The following is a 16,388-nucleotide window of genomic DNA, read 5'->3' on the forward strand; positions in this document are numbered from 1 at the left end:
TATATTTTTCCTACTGGCACTAGTGATGAGCCCGCCCGTGCCGACGATTTCGGCGTCCACCGTTGGAGGGTTCCACCGCGATGTCCAACCACGAACGTTCCGGCCTGAGCCAGCGCCTGACCATACTTTCCATGCTCTCGACCGGCAGCGCGCTGCTGCTGGTGTTCTTCACCTTTGCCGCCACCTCGGTGCTGCACGGCCAGGAAGTCGAGCGCGACCGGTTGGCCACGCTGGCGGCGGTGATCGGTTCCAGCGGCGAGGGCGCAGTCAGGCGCGTCTACGGCAAGCAGGTCGCGCAGCAACTGCAGTCGCTGGGCCACGACCACGATATTTTGCAAGCGGCCGTGTACGACCGCGACGGTGCGCTGCTGGCGCGCTACAGCTCGCCACGTTTGCGGCCGGCCCAGGCCGCGCCGGACGTGCTGCCGGCCGATGTAGTGTCTGCTCACCTCGCCGTTGCCGTCCAGGCTGCTGCTGCAGCGACGCTTGATGAGCCTGCGCGCGCCGGCGCAGCATCGGCTGCCACATTGCCAGCAACCGCTACCGTCACGCCGGACGACAGCCTCAGCAGCAGTCCGCTCTGGCAACCGGTCAACCGCGTGATGTGGCCCTTCGTCATCCGGGGTGAGCCGGGCGGCGTGATCCTGCTCGAACGCAGCGCCTTGCCGATGTGGTTCGAGATCCTGAAAAGCCTGGGCGCCGCCTGCGTTGCGGCCGTGCTCGCTTTTATGACAGCGCTGCTGGTCGCGGCCCGTTCGCGTGGCAGCGTGACCGAGCCGGTGGCGCGCCTGATCGCTGCCGCGCAGCAGGTCAGCCGCGGCCAGCCCACATTGCGCATCGTGCACCAGCGCGGCGACGACCTCGGCGCGCTGATCGACAGTTTCAACGACATGCTGGCCCAGGTGGAGGCGCGCGACGGCGCCCTGGCCCAGTACCGCGACCAGCTCGAACGCCAGGTGGGCGTGCGCACCGAGCAACTGGAAAAAGCCAAGAATGCGGCCGAGGCCGCCAGCCAGGCGAAGAGCGCCTTCCTGGCCACCATGAGCCACGAAATCCGCACGCCGATGAACGGCGTGCTGGGCATGACGGAACTGCTGCTGGCCACGCGCCTGTCCGAACAGCAGCGCCACTACACCAGCATGGTCAAGCGCTCGGGCGAGCACCTGCTGGTGATCATCAACGACATCCTCGACTTTTCCAAGATCGAGGCCGGCAAACTGACGGTCGAATACATCCAGTTCAATTTCCGCGACCTGCTCGACGATATCGAACACGTGTTCTCGCCCCAGGCCCAGGCCAAGGGCTTGCGGCTGGAACTGAACGTGGCCTGCGACATCCCGGTTGCCATCAGCGGCGACCCCAACCGGCTGCGCCAGGTGCTGTTCAATTTGCTGGGCAATGCTGTCAAATTTACCGACAGCGGCGAGATCATGGTCAAGGTGGCGGTAGCCGCCGAGGACGCCCAGCGCGTGACCTTGCGCTTCGAGGTGCACGACACCGGCATCGGCGTCTCCAACGAGGCGCGCGGACGCATCTTCGATTCGTTCTCGCAGGCCGATGGCTCCACCACGCGCAAGCATGGCGGTACCGGCCTGGGCCTGGCGATCTCGAAGCAGCTGGTGGAATTAATGGGGGGCACGATAGGCGTCGATCATGCGTTGACGCAAGGTTCGATCTTCTGGTTCGCCGTACATTTCGACAAGCCGCGCGTCGATACCGACGATCCCATCCATACCTCCCACGGAATCCGCACCTTGATCGTCGATGACAACCCCACCAGCAGCGCCGAGCTGGAACGCCTGCTGGCGACCTGGCGCGTCCCTGCCGCCGCCAGCACCGCCACCGACTCCCTGCCCCGCCTGCGCCAGGCGGCAGCCGACGGCCAGCCCTACAACGTCGTGCTGCTCGACATGGCGCTGCCGCGCACCAGCGGCCTGGCGCTGGCGGCGGCAATCCACGCCGAACCGGACCTGGCCGGCCTGCGGATCATGCTGCTGAGTACAGAGCGCGATGCAGCCGACCGCGTCCAGCAACGCGCTGCCGGGGTCGCTTTCCAGCTGATCAAGCCACCGCGCGAATGCGATCTGCACTACTGCCTGCTTGCCCGCGCTGGCGCCGCGCCATTGACACTGCGCAGTGCCAATGGCGCGCCGGTCCATATTCCAGCGCGTATGCCTGCCGGTATGCCCACACCCAGGCCGGCGCCTGCGCCTGTCCTTACACCTGCGCACGGCCCCGCGCATGCGTCCGTCAATTTGCTCGTAAATTTGCCCGCCGATCCGTCCACCTATTCGCCAGCCTATTCGCCCGAGAACTCGCACGCCATGCTGCCGCCGCTGCCTGCCGCCGTGGCGCCGGCCGCGCCGCCGGTGACGGCATTGAGCACTTCCGGCCCGCCGCCGCGCGCGCGCCGGGGCCGCAAGGTCTTGCTGGCCGAAGACAATCCGGTCAACGTCGAGGTGGCCAGCGCCATGCTCGAGAGCCTGGGCCTGGAAGTGAGCCGCGCCTGCAACGGCCAGGAGGCATTGCACAGCTTGCAGTCGGACGACTTCGACCTGGTGCTGATGGATTGCCAGATGCCGGTCATGGACGGTTTTGCCGCCACCACCGAAATTCGTCGCCGCGAACAGCAGCACGGCCACGCCCGCACCCTGCCCATCATCGCCATTACCGCCAACGCCCTGCAGGGCGACCGCGAGGCATGCCTGGCGGCCGGCATGGACGACTACCTGAGCAAACCGTTCACCCAGCAGGCGCTGGGCCAGACCATCGCCCGCTGGATCACCCTGCCGCGCCTGGCGCCAGGCCTGCTGGCGGCGCAGGAGGCCGACGCCCGATCACTCCAGCCGGCCTCGCTGCCGCACCCCGCTCCTGCGCCTGTGCCAATGCCGACCCAGGCCCCGCACGCGGGTTCGTTGACGGTGCCCGTGCCGACCAGCCCTGCCGGTGACAACGCGATCAACACCCAGGCGCTGGCCAACATCCGCGCGCTGAGCGCCAGCAACGGCGAGGCATTGCTCGAACGCGTGCTGCACGCCTACCTGGCCGACACCCCGCCGCACCTGCAAGCGCTGCACACCGCGATCGCAGCCGGCAACACCGACCAGTTGCGCAAGACCGCGCACACGCTTAAGAGCAGCAGCGCCAATGTCGGCGCGCTGGCCCTGTCGCAACGCTGCAAGGACCTGGAACAACTGGGCCGCAACAACACCACCGCCGGCGCCGCCGAGCTGCTGGCGGACATGGAACGATCTTTCCAGGCCGTGCGGCAGGCATTGGGCGCTTTGCTGGAAAAGGAAACCTGATATGGCTACTCCCCCACCCCGTGCGCGCGGCCTGGTCCTGGTGGCCGACGACGATCCCGTGATGCGCCTGCTGATGCTGGAAATGCTGGCCCAGGTGGACCTGGACGCAGTGGAAGCCGTGGACGGCGTGCAGGCGCTGGCGCGCTACCAGGAACTGGCGCCCGACCTGGTGCTGCTCGACGTGGAAATGCCCGGCATGGACGGCTTTACGGTCTGTCGCGAAATCCGCCGCCTGGAAACCCACCCCATCGCGCCCATCATCATGGTGACCGGCGGCGACGAGCTCGAATCGGTCACCAAGGCCTATGAAGCGGGCGCCACCGATTTCGTCTCCAAGCCGATCAACTGGCCCATCCTCGGCCACCGCGTGCTGTACGTGCTGCGCGCGTCCGATGCGATCACCCGGCTGCGCATTGCCGACGCCCAGCACCGGGCCGTACTGGCCGCCATTCCCGACACCTTTTTCCGCATGAACAAGGACGGCTACTACCTCGACTACGAACAGGGCCACGAGGCCAGCGACGTCTTCTCCAGCGACCTGTGCGTGGGCCGCCACCTGAACGACGTGCTGCCGCCCGACATCGCCCGCCGCATGCTCGACAAGGTGCGTGCCGTGCTCGACACCCAGCGCATCAGCTCGCTAGACTACGAACTTCCCGTCACCGGCGGCGCCACACCGCTGCGCGCGCGCCATGGTGAACACGCGGTACCGCCGCCGGTACGCCACTTCGAGGCGCGGCTGGTAGCCACCGGCCCCAGCGAAGTGCTGGGCCTGGTGCGCGATATCAGCGAGCGCAAGCGCACCGAAGAGCAGATCCGCCGCCTGGCCTATTGCGACAGCCTCACCGGCATCCCCAACCGCCAGGCCTTCCTGGAAACGCTGGAGGCCGAACTGGTACGCTCGCGCAAGGGCAACAAGAAATTCGCAGTGCTGTTCATGGACCTCGACGCCTTCAAGCGCATCAATGACACGCTGGGCCACGACGTCGGTGACCACCTGTTGATGGCGGTCTCGGAGCGGCTGCGCGAAACTACCCGGCCCAGCGATTTGGTCTCACGCACCGAGGTCGGCATCAACAACCTGGCGCGCCTGGGTGGCGACGAATTCACTATCCTGATCCCGGATCTCGAGCGCGTGGAAAACGCCCTCAACGTCGCGCATCGCGTGAAGGAAGCCATGCGGCGGCCGTTCCAGATCGACGACCACGAGATTTTTGTCACTGCCAGCATCGGGATTTCGCTGTACCCGGAAGATGGCGAGGATTGCAGCTCGCTTCTCAAGTTCGCCGACACCGCGATGTACCACGCCAAGAGCTGCGGCAAAAACAACGCCAAGCTCTACAGCTCGTCGCTGACGATGCAGATCATGAGCCACGTGCAGCTCGAAGTGGGCCTGCGCAAGGCCTTGCAGAACGACGAGCTGTACCTGCTGTACCAGCCGCAGATCGCCGTGGCCAGCACCAGCATCGTGGGCGTGGAAGCGCTGGTGCGCTGGCGCCATCCCGAGCGCGGCATCATCTCGCCCACCGAGTTCATCCCGCTGGCCGAGGAAACCGGCCTGATCGTGCCGATCGGCGAATGGGTGCTGCGCACCGCCTGCCGCCAGGCCATGGCGTGGCAGGCGCCGGGGCAGCGCACACTGCGGGTGGCAGTCAACCTGTCGGCCAAGCAGTTCAAGGACGAGAACCTGACCCAGATCGTGCTCTCGGCCCTGCACGACACGGGATTGCCGGCCCACCTGCTGGAACTGGAACTGACCGAAGGCACGCTGATGGACGACGCCCGCGCCACCATGGTCACGCTGGAGCAGTTGCGCGGCATCGGCGTGTACCTGTCGATCGACGACTTCGGCACCGGCTACTCGTCAATGAATTATCTGAAACGCTTCAATGTGCGCGCCCTGAAGATCGACAAGAGTTTCATCAGCGGCCTGCCGCAGGACTCGGAAAACGCCGCCATCACGCGCGCCATCATCGCCATGGCGCACGGCCTCAAGCTGGCCGTGGTAGCCGAGGGCGTGGAAACCGGCGAGCAGTTGGTGCTGCTGGAAGAATACGGCTGCGACCTGGCGCAAGGCTACCACCTGGGCCGGCCGTCGCCGCCGGAGGTCATAGTCCAGATGCTGGGCGGCGGCGCGGCGCCGGACAGCGCGGCCTCGTGAACTGCGCCAGGTGTCCTGCGGTCCGGTTGACGCGGCAACCGAGATCCAGTGACCTGCTGCCCCCCTGCCCCCTGCCCTCTGCCCCCTGCCCGACGACCATCAGGGGCGCGATTGGTTCCGCGCCGCGCATTGAGGCAGCGCAGAGGGCGGCCTGCGCCACCGCATAAGATGAGCTGATCGCCACGCCAGCCCGTCTTTTCGCTATCTTCTCGCCGTGTTGTCGCTATCTTCTCGCCATCTTCTCGCCACCATGTCCGCCAACCCTGCCGCCAACTTCGCCACCGCGCTGATCGAACGCCACCGCTTCGAGGAAGCTTTTGTATTCTGGCACGCGCGCCATGCGGACGATGCGCAGGGAGCACTGGCTGCGCTCGCTTCGCTGTCGCGCCAGGCCACGCGCGAGCGCCAGCATCAGCTGGCGGCCGGCTACCACGCCATGCACACGGCGCTGCGCCGCGGCAGCCGCTGGTACCCGGGCATGCTGGCCAATCGCCTGCTGCCACTTGCCGACGTTGCCGTCAGCAGCCACCGCCTGCGCCATGATGCCGCGCAACTGGCCTATCTGCACCAGCTGGGCGTGCTGGGCGACGCCTTCCCACCGATCATTGCCCGCTACCGGCGCCTGGCGGCCCGGCTCGAATCGCACCTGGACCGCCACGACCTGCTCAGCACCGATGAACAGGACGCCATCGACGAAGCCTACGACCGCATCATCCACCTGCGCCCCACCCCGAGCGTGGCGCAAGCTTTTTCCAGCCATGCGCTGGCGGCCGCGCGCCGGCCCCCACCAGCCCACGGCATCGTTGTCATCGACGATTTTTTGTCACCACATGCATTGGACGAGCTATGGCGCTTCTGCGTGCAATCGACGATCTGGTTCGGCGAACAGGGCCATGGCCGGCTGGCCGCCACCTACGACCACGGCTTCAATTGTCCGCTGCTGGTGCAGGTGGCGCACGGCGTGTTTGGCGATGACCGGCAATTGCTGGGACTGCGGGCGGGCAAGCACCCGCCGCGCCTGCCGGGCGAATCGCTGCATGGCGCGGTGGATGGATTGAAGGTGCAGCTATGGCTCACGCCTGATACGGCCAATCTCGACCAGGCCAAGGGCGGCCTGGTGATCCGCGACCACGACGGCTGCACGCGCCACATCCCTTACCGGCAAAACCGCGCAGTGCTGTTCGATGCGCGCCTGGCGCACGGTGCGGCCAGTTGCCACTTCCGCGATGACCATGCCAGCGCCCGCATCGAGGTGGCCATGCTGTATGCCTGGACCGGCTATTACAGCACGCCTTCCTTCCGCATGGCGGCGATCTCGTCATCGCCATAGCCGAGCGTGCGCAGCACTTCGTCGTTGTGCTGGCCCAGGGTCGGGCCGATCCACTGGGTGCGGCCCGGGGTGGCCGACAGCTTGGGCGAAATGGCGGGCAATTTGATCGGCGTGCCGTCGGCAAACTGGTGCTGCTCGAACATCTCGCGCGCAAGAAATTGCGGGTCGGTCATCATGTCGCGCACCGAGTAGATTTTCCCGGCCGGTACGTCCGCCGCCTGCAGCACGGCCAGCGCGCTGTCGATGTCGTGGGTGTCGCACCAGGCCTGGATGGCGGCGTCGATTTCTTCGGTGCGCTGCACGCGGCCGTCGTTGCGCGCCAGCTGGGCGTCGCCGGCAAGGTCGATGCGGCCCATGGCCAGCATCAGGCGCTTGAAAATCGCGTCGCCGTTGCCCGCAATGACGATGTTCTCGCCGTCGCGGGTGGTGTAGGTATTCGATGGCACGATGCCGGGCAAGGCGCCGCCGGTGCGTTCGCGTACCACGCCCGCGTGGTCGAACTCGGGCACCAGCGACTCCATCAGGTTGAACACGGATTCGTACAGCGCCACATCGACCATCTGGCCTTCGCCTTTGAGCTTGCCACCGGTCACGTCGCGGTGGCGCAGCGCCATCATGGCGCCGATCACGCCGTGCAGGGCCGCCACCGAGTCGCCGATCGACACGCCCACCCGCACCGGCGGGCGGTCGGCATGGCCGCTCACGTAACGCAGCCCGCCCATCGATTCGCCGATGGCGCCAAAGCCCGGCAAATCTTTCATCGGGCCGGTCTGGCCAAAGCCCGACAGCCGTACCATGATGGTGGCGGGATTGAGCGCCTTCAGTTGCTCGTAGCCGAGCTCCCATTTTTCCAGCACGCCGGGGCGGTAGTTTTCGACGATGATGTCGGCCTCGAGCGCCAGCTCGCGCGCGATGGCGCGGCCACGCGCGTCCTTCATGTTCAGCGTCAGCGATTTCTTGTTACGCGCCTGCACCGACCACCACAGCGACGTGCCATCCTTGAGCACGCGCCACTTGCGGATCGGGTCGCCGTCGCCGGGCGCCTCGATCTTGATCACCTCTGCGCCGAACTCGGCCAGCATGCGCCCACAAAAAGGGCCCGCGATCAGCGTGCCCAGTTCCAGTACCTTGATGCCCGCCAGCGGTAATGCCGTGGCGGCCGTTTGCTTGTCGCTCATGTCGTCCTTCGGTCCAGCATGGCGCGGGCGATGGTGCCGGCGTCCACGTATTCGAGTTCGCCGCCCATCGGCACGCCGCGCGCCAGCCGGCTTACCTGCAGTCCGCGCGCCTTGAGCATTTCGCTGATGTAGTGGGCGGTAGCTTCGCCTTCGTTGGTGAAATTGGTGGCCAGCACCACTTCGGTGACCAGGCCGTCCGCCGCGCGGGCGATCAGCTTTTCCAGGTGGATGTCCTTGGGGCCGATGCCGTCGAGCGGCGAGAGCCTGCCCATCAGCACGAAGTACAGGCCTTTATAGGTCAGCGTCTGCTCGATCATCAGCTGGTCGGCCGGCGTTTCCACCACGCACAGCAGGCGGCGGTCGCGCGTGTCGTCCATGCACAGGTCGCAGACGTCTTCTTCGGTAAAGGTGTTACAGAGCGCGCAGTGATGCACGGCGTTGACGGCCTGGTGCAATGCGCGCGAGAGCATGTCCGCGCCTTCGCGGTCGTGCTGCAGCAGGTGGAACGCCATCCGCTGCGCCGACTTCGGGCCGACGCCGGGTAAACGGCGCAGCGCCTCGGTCAGGAATTCCAGCGATCTGGACATGCAGGTGCTAACTTAGAAAGGCATCTTGAAGCCGGCTGGCAGGCCGGGGATGTTCATGCCGGCGGTCATGCCGCTCATTTTTTCGGCCGAGGTAGCTTCTGCCTTGCGCACGGCGTCGTTGAAGGCGGCAGCGACCAGGTCTTCCAGCATGTCCTTGTCGTCGGCCAGCAGCGACGGGTCGATCGATACGCGCTTGACGTCGTTCTTGCAGGTCATCACGATCTTGACCAGGCCGGCGCCCGACTGGCCTTCGACTTCGATATTGGCCAGCTCGTCCTGCGCTTTTTTCATATTGTCCTGCATGGCCTGGGCTTGCTTCATCAAGCCTGCGATTTGGTTCTTCATCATGATAGGTCTCTCCGTGTTGAAATAGTAAGGGGAATCAGGCAGCCGAAGCCGCTTGCGGCTGCGGCGGCACGATGGACCCGGGCACGACCCAGGCATCGAACTCGGTCAGCATGCGGTTGACCAGCGGATCGTTGGCAATGATTTCTTCGGCGGCCCGCTGGCACGCGGCGCGGAACGCTTGTGCCTCGGCGCTGGCCGTGTACCAGACCGGGCCCAGCTCGGTATCGACACGCACCGCGCGCCCGAACCGCTCCGACAGCGCCGTGGTAAGTTTTTCGACATTGCCCGGCGTGCGCCAGGTTTCGATCGGCACGCGCAGGTTGAACACCACGGCGTTGCCATCGCTGCTGCAATTGATCAGTTCGGCCTGCATGGCCAGTTGCTGCGCCACGCCGCGCAGCGGCAAGGCGGCCGCCACGGCCGGCCAGTTACCGTCCCAGTCGAGCGCAGGCACCGGTGTGACCACGTAGGCGTACGGCGCCTTGAGCGGTCCCGCCGCCGCGCGGGCCGGCATGACGATTTGCTGCTCGTCGCCGTAAGTGGACGATGCCGATGGCGCCGACGATGGCAGCGATGAGGCGTAAGCAGTCGATGGCGGCGCCATCGGCGACGACAGTGCGGCAGGCATCGGCGCTGCGATGGCGCTGTCGTCGGAAAACTCGGTGACCCACGACGGCATGTCGTCGTCGCTCGACTGTTCCTCGTGGTATTGCGGCGGTGGCGACACCACGGGAGCAACTGGCGCAGCGGGCGCCACTGCCGCCTGGCGTGCCGGCGCTTCGAGTACGGCGGCGCCGCCACCGGCGTCGGCCGGCGGCATGTCTTCCCACGGCGCCGGGCGCGCCGCAGTGACCGGGCTGCCATGGCTGGCGGCCGGCGCCTGCGGCGGGACCGCTGCCGGCGCCATGGCACGCATATGCGGCGCTGGCGCTAGCGCGGCAGCCGGGGTGGCGGCCGGGACCGGAGCCGGAGCCTGTGCTGGCGCAGCTGCCGACGGTGCTGGCGCAGGCGGCTGCGCACGATTGCCACCGGGACGCGACGCGGCACGCGCTGCTTCCAGCGCGGCATTGATCGCCGCCCGCGCCGGACTGACCGGGCCGGACGGTACCGCGGACGGTGCCGGTGCTGCGCTGGCGGCAGGCGCATGGCCAGGCGTCGGGGTTGGAGCCAGCGCTGGCGCCGGCGCCCGTACCGGCATCGCCGGGGCTGGAACCGGAACCGGGACCGGAACCGGGACCGGCACCGACGGCGGCGCCTCGTTACGCGCCATGGCAGCCGCGCCGGCCATCACCGCCTGCGGCGTCACGCTGGCGTGGCTGGCCTGGATATTGGCAGCCGCCCGCGCCGGCGGCGTGCCGGCAGAACCAGCGCCGGCAGCAGCGCGCGCAGCCGCCACGCCGGCCGGGCGCGACATTGCCGGCGCAGCGGCAGGTTGTCCCTCGGCGCCGCCTACGCCGGGCCGAAAGGCCAGCATGCGCAGCAAGGTCATCGAGAAGCCCGCGTATTCGTCGGGCGCCAGGCCCAGTTCGTTGCGGCCGTGCACGGCGATCTGGTAATACAGCTGCACCTCTTCGGCCTCGAACTGGCCGGCCAGGCGCACGATGTCGGCGTACTCGGGCAAGTCGTCGGGCAAGGCGGCCGGCACCGTTTGCGCCAGTGCAATGCGGTGCAACAAGGTACCGAGGTCTTGCAGCGCGCCGTTGTACGACAGGCTGCGCGTGGCCATTTCGTCGGCCACGGCCAGCAGGTCGGCGCCGTCTTGCCTGGCCAGTGCGTCGAGCAGGCGGATCAGGTAGGACTGGTCAAGCGCGCCAAGCATGCCCTGCACCGCTTCGAGCGTCACTTCGCCGGCCGCGTAGGCGATGGCCTGGTCGGTCAGCGACAGCGCATCGCGCATCGAACCGTGGGCGCCGGCCGCCAGCAGGCGCAGGGCCGGCTGCTCGAACGTGATCTGTTCCTGGCCCAGGATGTTTTCCAGGTGGCTGATGATGTGGCCGGGCGGCATCTGCTTGAGGTTGAACTGCAGGCAGCGCGACAGCACCGTCACCGGGATCTTTTGCGGATCGGTGGTGGCCAGGATGAACTTGACGTGCTCGGGCGGCTCTTCCAGTGTCTTGAGCATGGCATTGAACGCGTGGTTGGTGAGCATGTGCACCTCATCGATCATATAGACCTTGAAGCGGGCATTGCTCGGCGCATACACAGCCTGTTCCAGCAACTGCGCCATCTCGTCCACGCCGCGATTCGATGCCGCATCCATCTCGATATAGTCAACGAAGCGGCCGGCGTCGATTGCCGTGCACGCCTCACACACGCCGCACGGGGTGGCAGTGATGCCGCCATTACCGTCCGGGCCGATGCAGTTGAGCGACTTGGCCAGGATGCGCGAGAGCGTGGTCTTGCCGACACCGCGGGTACCGGTGAACAGGTAGGCGTGGTGCAGGCGGCCGCTGTGCAGCGCATGCGTGAGCGCGCGCACGACGTGCTCCTGGCCGACGAGCGTTTCGAAGTTCTTGGGACGGTATTTACGGGCGAGGACTTGATAGGACATACTAAGATTTTACCGTAGATAGCGATTACTAAGCGCGAAGCGGCAATTGTAGCAACTTGGGGTCCGCTTGGGCCAGATTAGATATGGCGCCCGGCCGGCCAGCCACCGCCCCGTCGCGGTCCAATTCTCGCTTACAATTGTCCTTTCGCCCAACACGATCACCCATGAAGAAACTTGCCCTGCTGTCCCTGATGGCCTTGTCCGCCATCGCCCTGCCCTCGCAAGCCGCCGAGCGCGAGTGGGCCAACTACAAATCCATGGTCGAAGGCTTGCGCATCGACCGGTTCTATTCAGTGCCGGCCGCCGAGCGCGACAAGATCAAGCTCTATATTAGTGTGAAGCCGGTCAACAAGGAGATCAAGCCGCAGGACGTGGTGCTCATCGTGGTCAACGGGGCCGAACGCCAGACCCTGCCGCCGCTCACGCCCGAGTACCGGCTCGACTTCGGCGCGCCCAATCCGCGCTGGATGGACGGCACCACGCGCATCGTCACCACCCTGCCCGCCGGCGAAAAATCGGCGATCGGCTACGAAGGCCTGGTCGTGCTGCCCGCCGGCCTGCAATGGAACTACGCCACCATCATGGGCAGCGTGGGCCAGATGAACAATGCGATCAATGCCATGGCCGGCGCCATGCGCTGGTTTGCACCGAGCGTGGAAGTAGTGGTATTCAAGTTTGCCAAACCCGCAACGCTGAAGGTGGGGGTTACCGAGTACAAGACCAATGCGAAGCACATGATCATCCTGAAGCCGGAAGCGGCCCTGATGAAGGCAAATCCGTTGATGGTGGCGTCCGAACGACCGCTGGAGGCGGAGTTGCGCGACGAGTAGTCGGCTACAGGTGTAAAAAAGCTGCCCTGCGGCAGCTTAAGCAGCTACAAAAAAGCTGATCGAAGGCAGCGTAAGTCCATACAAAAAAAGCTGCCCGAGGGCAGCTTTTTTGCTGAATTAGGAGGCGAGCCTGATCTGCGGCACTTATGGTTAACGGCCGTGGCTGCTTCGTTCCCGACCTGACCAGGTTAGCCATGCCACAATGCGCAGGGGCCCGCCAGCAATCATTATAACCTACAGCCCCAGCTCCTGCCAAATACCATCCACGTGCGCTTTGACCTCCGGCGTCATGGTGATGGTCGTGCCCCATTCGCGGTTGGTTTCGCCGGGCCATTTATTGGTGGCGTCGATACCCATCTTGCTGCCCAGGCCGCTCACCGGCGAGGCGAAATCGAGGTAGTCGATCGGCGTGTGGTCCACCAGGGTGGTGTCGCGGGTGGGATCGACGCGGGTGGTGATCGCCCAGATCACCTCTTTCCAGTCGCGCACGTTCACATCCTCGTCCACCACCACGATGAACTTGGTGTACATGAACTGGCGCAGGAAACTCCACACCCCGAACATCACGCGCTTGGCGTGGCCCGCGTATTGTTTCTTGATCTGCACCACCGCCATGCGGTAGCTGCACCCCTCGGGCGGCAGGTAGAAATCGGTGATTTCGCTGAACTGCTTTTGCAGCAGCGGAATGAACACCTCGTTCAGGGCCAGGCCCAGCACGGCGGGCTCATCGGGCGGCTTGCCGGTGTAGGTGGAGTGGTAGATCGGATCGCGACGCATGGTGATGCGGTCGATGGTAAACACCGGGAAGCTGTCCTGCTCGTTGTAATAGCCGGTATGGTCGCCGTACGGACCTTCGAGCGCATGTTCGTAACCGGACGGATGGTTTTCGTCCGGGTAGATATGCCCTTCGAGCACGATCTCCGCCGAGGCCGGCACCCGCAACTCGCTGCCGATCGCCTTGACCAGTTCGGTACGACTGCCACGCAGCAAGCCCGCGAACTGGTATTCCGACAGGCTGTCGGGTACCGGCGTGACCGCCCCTAATATAGTAGCGGGATCGGCGCCGAGCGCCACGCACACGGGATACGGTTTGCCCTTGTTCTGCAAGGCGTGTTCGCGGAAGTCGAGGGCGCCGCCGCGGTGCGCCAGCCAGCGCATGATCACCTTGTTCGGTCCCAGAACTTGCTGGCGATAAATGCCGAGGTTCTGGCGCTTTTTGTTCGGTCCCTTGGTGATCACCAGGCCCCAGGTGATCAGCGGCGCGATGTCGCCGGGCCAGCAATGCTGGATCGGCAACCTGGCCAGATCAACGTCGGCCCCTTCCCACACGATGTCGTGGCACGGCGCGCCGCGCAACTCTTTCGGCGCCATGTCCCACACCGCCTTGACCAGCGAGCCCATGCCCATCAGATCCTTGAAACCTTTCGGCGGTTCCGGCTCCTTCAGGCGCGCCAGCACGTGGCCGATCTTGCGCAATTCGCTGACATTGTCGGCGCCCATGCCCAGCGCCACCCGGCGCGGGGTACCAAACAGATTTGTCAAGACCGGCATGCTGTGGCCGGTGGGATTTTTGAAGAGCAAGGCCGGTCCGCCGGCACGCAAAACCCGGTCCGAGACCTCGGTCATCTCTAAATGCGGGGAAACGGGCGTCAAAATGGACTTAATTTCGTCCATTCGTTGCAAATGGGAAAGAAAATCGCGTAGATCGGTATATTTCATCGTTTTTTAATATTTTCTTACAATCGGGTGCACTGTTTAAAAATACAGTTCAAGTGGTTGATTTTATTGGTTTTCTAGCGCACACATGGCAAAAAGCTAGACTTAAAAGTTATAGCTTTCAATTGCGTTAGTATTGACTTGATATAATACCGCCCCTACAATCTGCCCTACTTGAAGAGAACACCGCCTCCGGGCTCGTAGCGACCGCAAAGTGTCCCAACGAAGTTGTTGCTCATTCATTCACGGAGTCGGGGCTCCACATGACATTTTAAGGAGTGTTTTCAAAAGGCGTCTGCCTTACCCCCGAAAGAGGTTGTATTGCAACTGATCTACTCCCACTGCGAGGGATCAGCTCAAGCAAGCAATTACGGCGTCCATGCCCGCACCCACAGTGCGATGGACGGTGATATTTCTGATGCACGGCATGAGCACCCCAACGGGCTGCGTATTTCTTTATGTCATACGCTGGCAGGGGCCCGCTTTTACGGCATTTCAGAGGGGAACTCTATGATTAATCGCTTCACCGGTGCTTCCGCATTTGCCAGCACCATCCTGGCTCGCCAGCCAGCGGCGTGGTTGTCCAACACCCGCATTTCGGCCAAGGGCGTATTGACCACCGCCCAGCACACTTTGACCATTCTTGGTGTGACCGCTCTGGTTGTTATGGCAGTACTGTTTTTCCGTCCCGATCTGGCTAAATCGCTGAGCGACAGCCTGAACCCGGTTCCTGAAGCCGAGCCAATCAGCCTGGTGGCGCCACCGCTGTCGGCCCTGATGGACGCTCCAGCGCCCGCCGCAACGACTGCGGCCGGTGCTTCGTCCCAGTTGTCGGCCGAAGAGAAAGCCCTGCTGGGCACCCAGAAGCAGCAACGCTGGGTGACCGACTGGCTGTCCAAGCGCTATCGGGTAGCGGGCGACGCCACCAATATGCTGGTGTCCACCGCCTACCTGACGGCCCGTGAAATCAAGCTCGACCCGCTGCTGATCCTGGCCGTGATGGCCATCGAATCGGGCCTGAACCCGTTCGCGGAAAGCCCGATGGGCGCGCAAGGCCTGATGCAGGTGATGTCCAAGGTGCACCATGAACGGTTCCAGGAAATGGGCGGCCTGCAAGCGGCGCTCAACCCGGTCGCCAACATCCGCGTCGGCTCGCTGATCCTCAAGGATTACGTTACCCGTGGCGGTTCGGTGGAAGCCGGCCTGAAAAGCTACGTCGGCGCGGCCGCATTCGCCCACGACGACGGTTACGGCGCCAAGGTGCTGGCCGAGTATCAACGCCTGAAACAGGTATCGAGCGGTAAAAAGGTGCCAACCATCACCCCGGTGATGGCGCAAGCGAAGCCAGCGCCGAAAGCGGAAACGCCAGCGGCACCGGCTGCCTCGGCTGCCGATACGCAAATCGCAGGCCTTTAATATAGAGCGCATAAAAAAAATGGCCGGGTCCTGTGGGGGACCCGGCCATTTTTTATGGGTAAAATAATTACGGTTTGACCGCCACCAGGTTGATCAGGGTTTCCTCGCGCACCGCCTTCGGCTTGATGCGCAAGGCAGTTTCCAGCAGTCCCAGGTCTTCCCTGCTCCACCACAGGAACGGATACGACACCGCGCTGTCGGGCACCGAGAAACCGGCCGCGCGCACCAGCGCCAGGTATTCAGGCGCGGTTTTTTGCACGTCCATCGGGTGGGCGAACAGCAGGCGGATGATCCACGAGTGAATGTAGCGGCGGGTGGACTCGGCAAACAGCAGCACCCCGCCCGGCTTGAGCACGCGGAAAAATTCCTCGATGGCCTTTTCCTGGTCAATCAGGTGGTGGAAGGTCTGGTGGCAAAACAGCAGGTCCACCGAGTTGTCGGGCAGCGCGATATTGGAACTCGAGCAGCAAATGAATTCGGCGTTGATGCCGGCGGCCGCCACTTCCTTGCTTGACGCTTCGAGCATCTCCGGCTCGATATCCATGCCGATCAGGCGCGTTGGCGCAAAGCGCTGGTGCAGCTTGGGCAGCGAGCGGCCGTACCCGCAGCCCACGTCCGCCACCACCTCGAAACTGCGGCGGCCAGCTGCAGCCGTGGCAGGCATCAGTCGTTCGAGATCCTGCAAGGCGCGTTCGAGCACGTGAACGGTCCAGGTCTCGGTGCGCAGAAACCATTTGCCGAATGCCGTTTCCGGCACGTGCGGGTCGCCTGGCGGCTGCATCGTTTGTAAATTGGCGCTCATACTTTCCCTGTTTGGCTGTTTTGATATTGAAATTCGCTACGCTGCCAGCCGCGTACGGCTTGCGCGTCGATCACGTACAATGGCGGTCCTTCTTTGGTCGCTCCCCCTCGTCCGTGCCAGTACTCCGCATCCGTACACTGCTTGCCTTGCCACTCCTGCTGTCA

The 16,388-nt window shown here is 64.7% G+C and carries 11 protein-coding genes and 1 other RNA gene; 5 read left to right on the plus strand and 7 right to left on the minus strand.

The features are described 5' to 3' along the window. The first annotated feature begins 80 nt into the window (after positions 1–80). The 3 genes from F8197_RS08335 to F8197_RS08345 all read left to right on the plus strand — a co-directional run bounded on the left by F8197_RS08335 (position 81) and on the right by F8197_RS08345 (position 6,796). Entirely contained in the window at positions 81–3,305 is a 3,225-nt protein-coding gene (locus tag F8197_RS08335; RefSeq protein ID WP_152881493.1) for a response regulator, read from the plus strand. A 1-nt stretch (position 3,306) separates the two neighbouring features. Further along, complete coding sequence (locus tag F8197_RS08340) at positions 3,307–5,466, plus strand: bifunctional diguanylate cyclase/phosphodiesterase (RefSeq protein WP_152881494.1); 2,160 nt, start codon at positions 3,307–3,309, stop codon at positions 5,464–5,466. A 250-nt stretch (positions 5,467–5,716) separates the two neighbouring features. Next, the gene (locus F8197_RS08345; RefSeq protein ID WP_152881495.1) at positions 5,717–6,796 is read left to right on the plus strand and encodes a hypothetical protein; all 1,080 of its coding nucleotides are present in this window, start codon (positions 5,717–5,719) and stop codon (positions 6,794–6,796) included. Here the strand turns inward: F8197_RS08345 and F8197_RS08350 are convergent. Genes F8197_RS08350 through dnaX form a run of 4 tightly spaced genes read right to left on the minus strand, consistent with a single transcriptional unit; the run spans position 6,748 to position 11,460 of the window. Beyond that, on the minus strand, positions 6,748–7,974 hold the full coding sequence (locus tag F8197_RS08350; RefSeq protein WP_152881496.1) for a CaiB/BaiF CoA-transferase family protein: 1,227 nt from the start codon (positions 7,972–7,974) through the stop codon (positions 6,748–6,750). The two genes, F8197_RS08345 and F8197_RS08350, sit on opposite strands and share 49 nt — an antisense overlap. Then, positions 7,971–8,561 carry a recombination mediator RecR gene (gene recR / locus F8197_RS08355; RefSeq protein ID WP_056139262.1) on the minus strand — a complete coding sequence of 197 codons (591 nt, stop codon included), beginning with the start codon at positions 8,559–8,561 and terminating at the stop codon, positions 7,971–7,973. The genes F8197_RS08350 and recR overlap by 4 nt, the downstream gene beginning before the upstream one ends. Positions 8,562–8,573: 12 nt before the next feature. Continuing rightward, a complete protein-coding gene (locus F8197_RS08360) occupies positions 8,574–8,909 on the minus strand; it encodes a YbaB/EbfC family nucleoid-associated protein (protein WP_019922569.1) in 336 nt (111 codons plus the stop codon). Between the two features lie 34 nt (positions 8,910–8,943). Continuing rightward, complete coding sequence (gene dnaX / locus F8197_RS08365; protein WP_152881497.1) at positions 8,944–11,460, minus strand: DNA polymerase III subunit gamma/tau; 2,517 nt, start codon at positions 11,458–11,460, stop codon at positions 8,944–8,946. Positions 11,461–11,624: 164 nt separating this feature from the next. Here dnaX and F8197_RS08370 point away from each other — a divergent pair, with 164 nt between their 5' ends. Next, positions 11,625–12,290 (plus strand): hypothetical protein, encoded by a 666-nt coding sequence (locus F8197_RS08370; protein WP_152881498.1) that lies wholly within the window; start codon positions 11,625–11,627, stop codon positions 12,288–12,290. 120 nt (positions 12,291–12,410) lie between these two features. On the opposite strand, the gene ffs is transcribed toward F8197_RS08370, so the two are convergent. Continuing rightward, an RNA gene (ffs, locus tag F8197_RS08375) (signal recognition particle sRNA small type) lies at positions 12,411–12,509 on the minus strand. 15 nt (positions 12,510–12,524) lie between these two features. After that, on the minus strand, positions 12,525–14,009 hold the full coding sequence (gene ubiD, locus F8197_RS08380) for a 4-hydroxy-3-polyprenylbenzoate decarboxylase (protein ID WP_152881499.1): 1,485 nt from the start codon (positions 14,007–14,009) through the stop codon (positions 12,525–12,527). A gap of 507 nt (positions 14,010–14,516) precedes the next feature. On the opposite strand from ubiD, the gene F8197_RS08385 reads away from it, so the two are divergent. Further along, entirely contained in the window at positions 14,517–15,422 is a 906-nt protein-coding gene (locus F8197_RS08385; protein WP_152881500.1) for a lytic transglycosylase domain-containing protein, read from the plus strand. Positions 15,423–15,489: 67 nt separating this feature from the next. Here the strand turns inward: F8197_RS08385 and F8197_RS08390 are convergent, their stop codons facing one another. After that, on the minus strand, positions 15,490–16,224 hold the full coding sequence (locus F8197_RS08390; RefSeq protein ID WP_152881501.1) for a class I SAM-dependent methyltransferase: 735 nt from the start codon (positions 16,222–16,224) through the stop codon (positions 15,490–15,492). Between the last annotated feature and the right edge of the window lie 164 nt (positions 16,225–16,388).

The organism is Duganella sp. FT27W (assembly GCF_009295655.1).
Taxonomy (GTDB): domain Bacteria; phylum Pseudomonadota; class Gammaproteobacteria; order Burkholderiales; family Burkholderiaceae_D; genus Rugamonas; species Rugamonas zoogloeoides.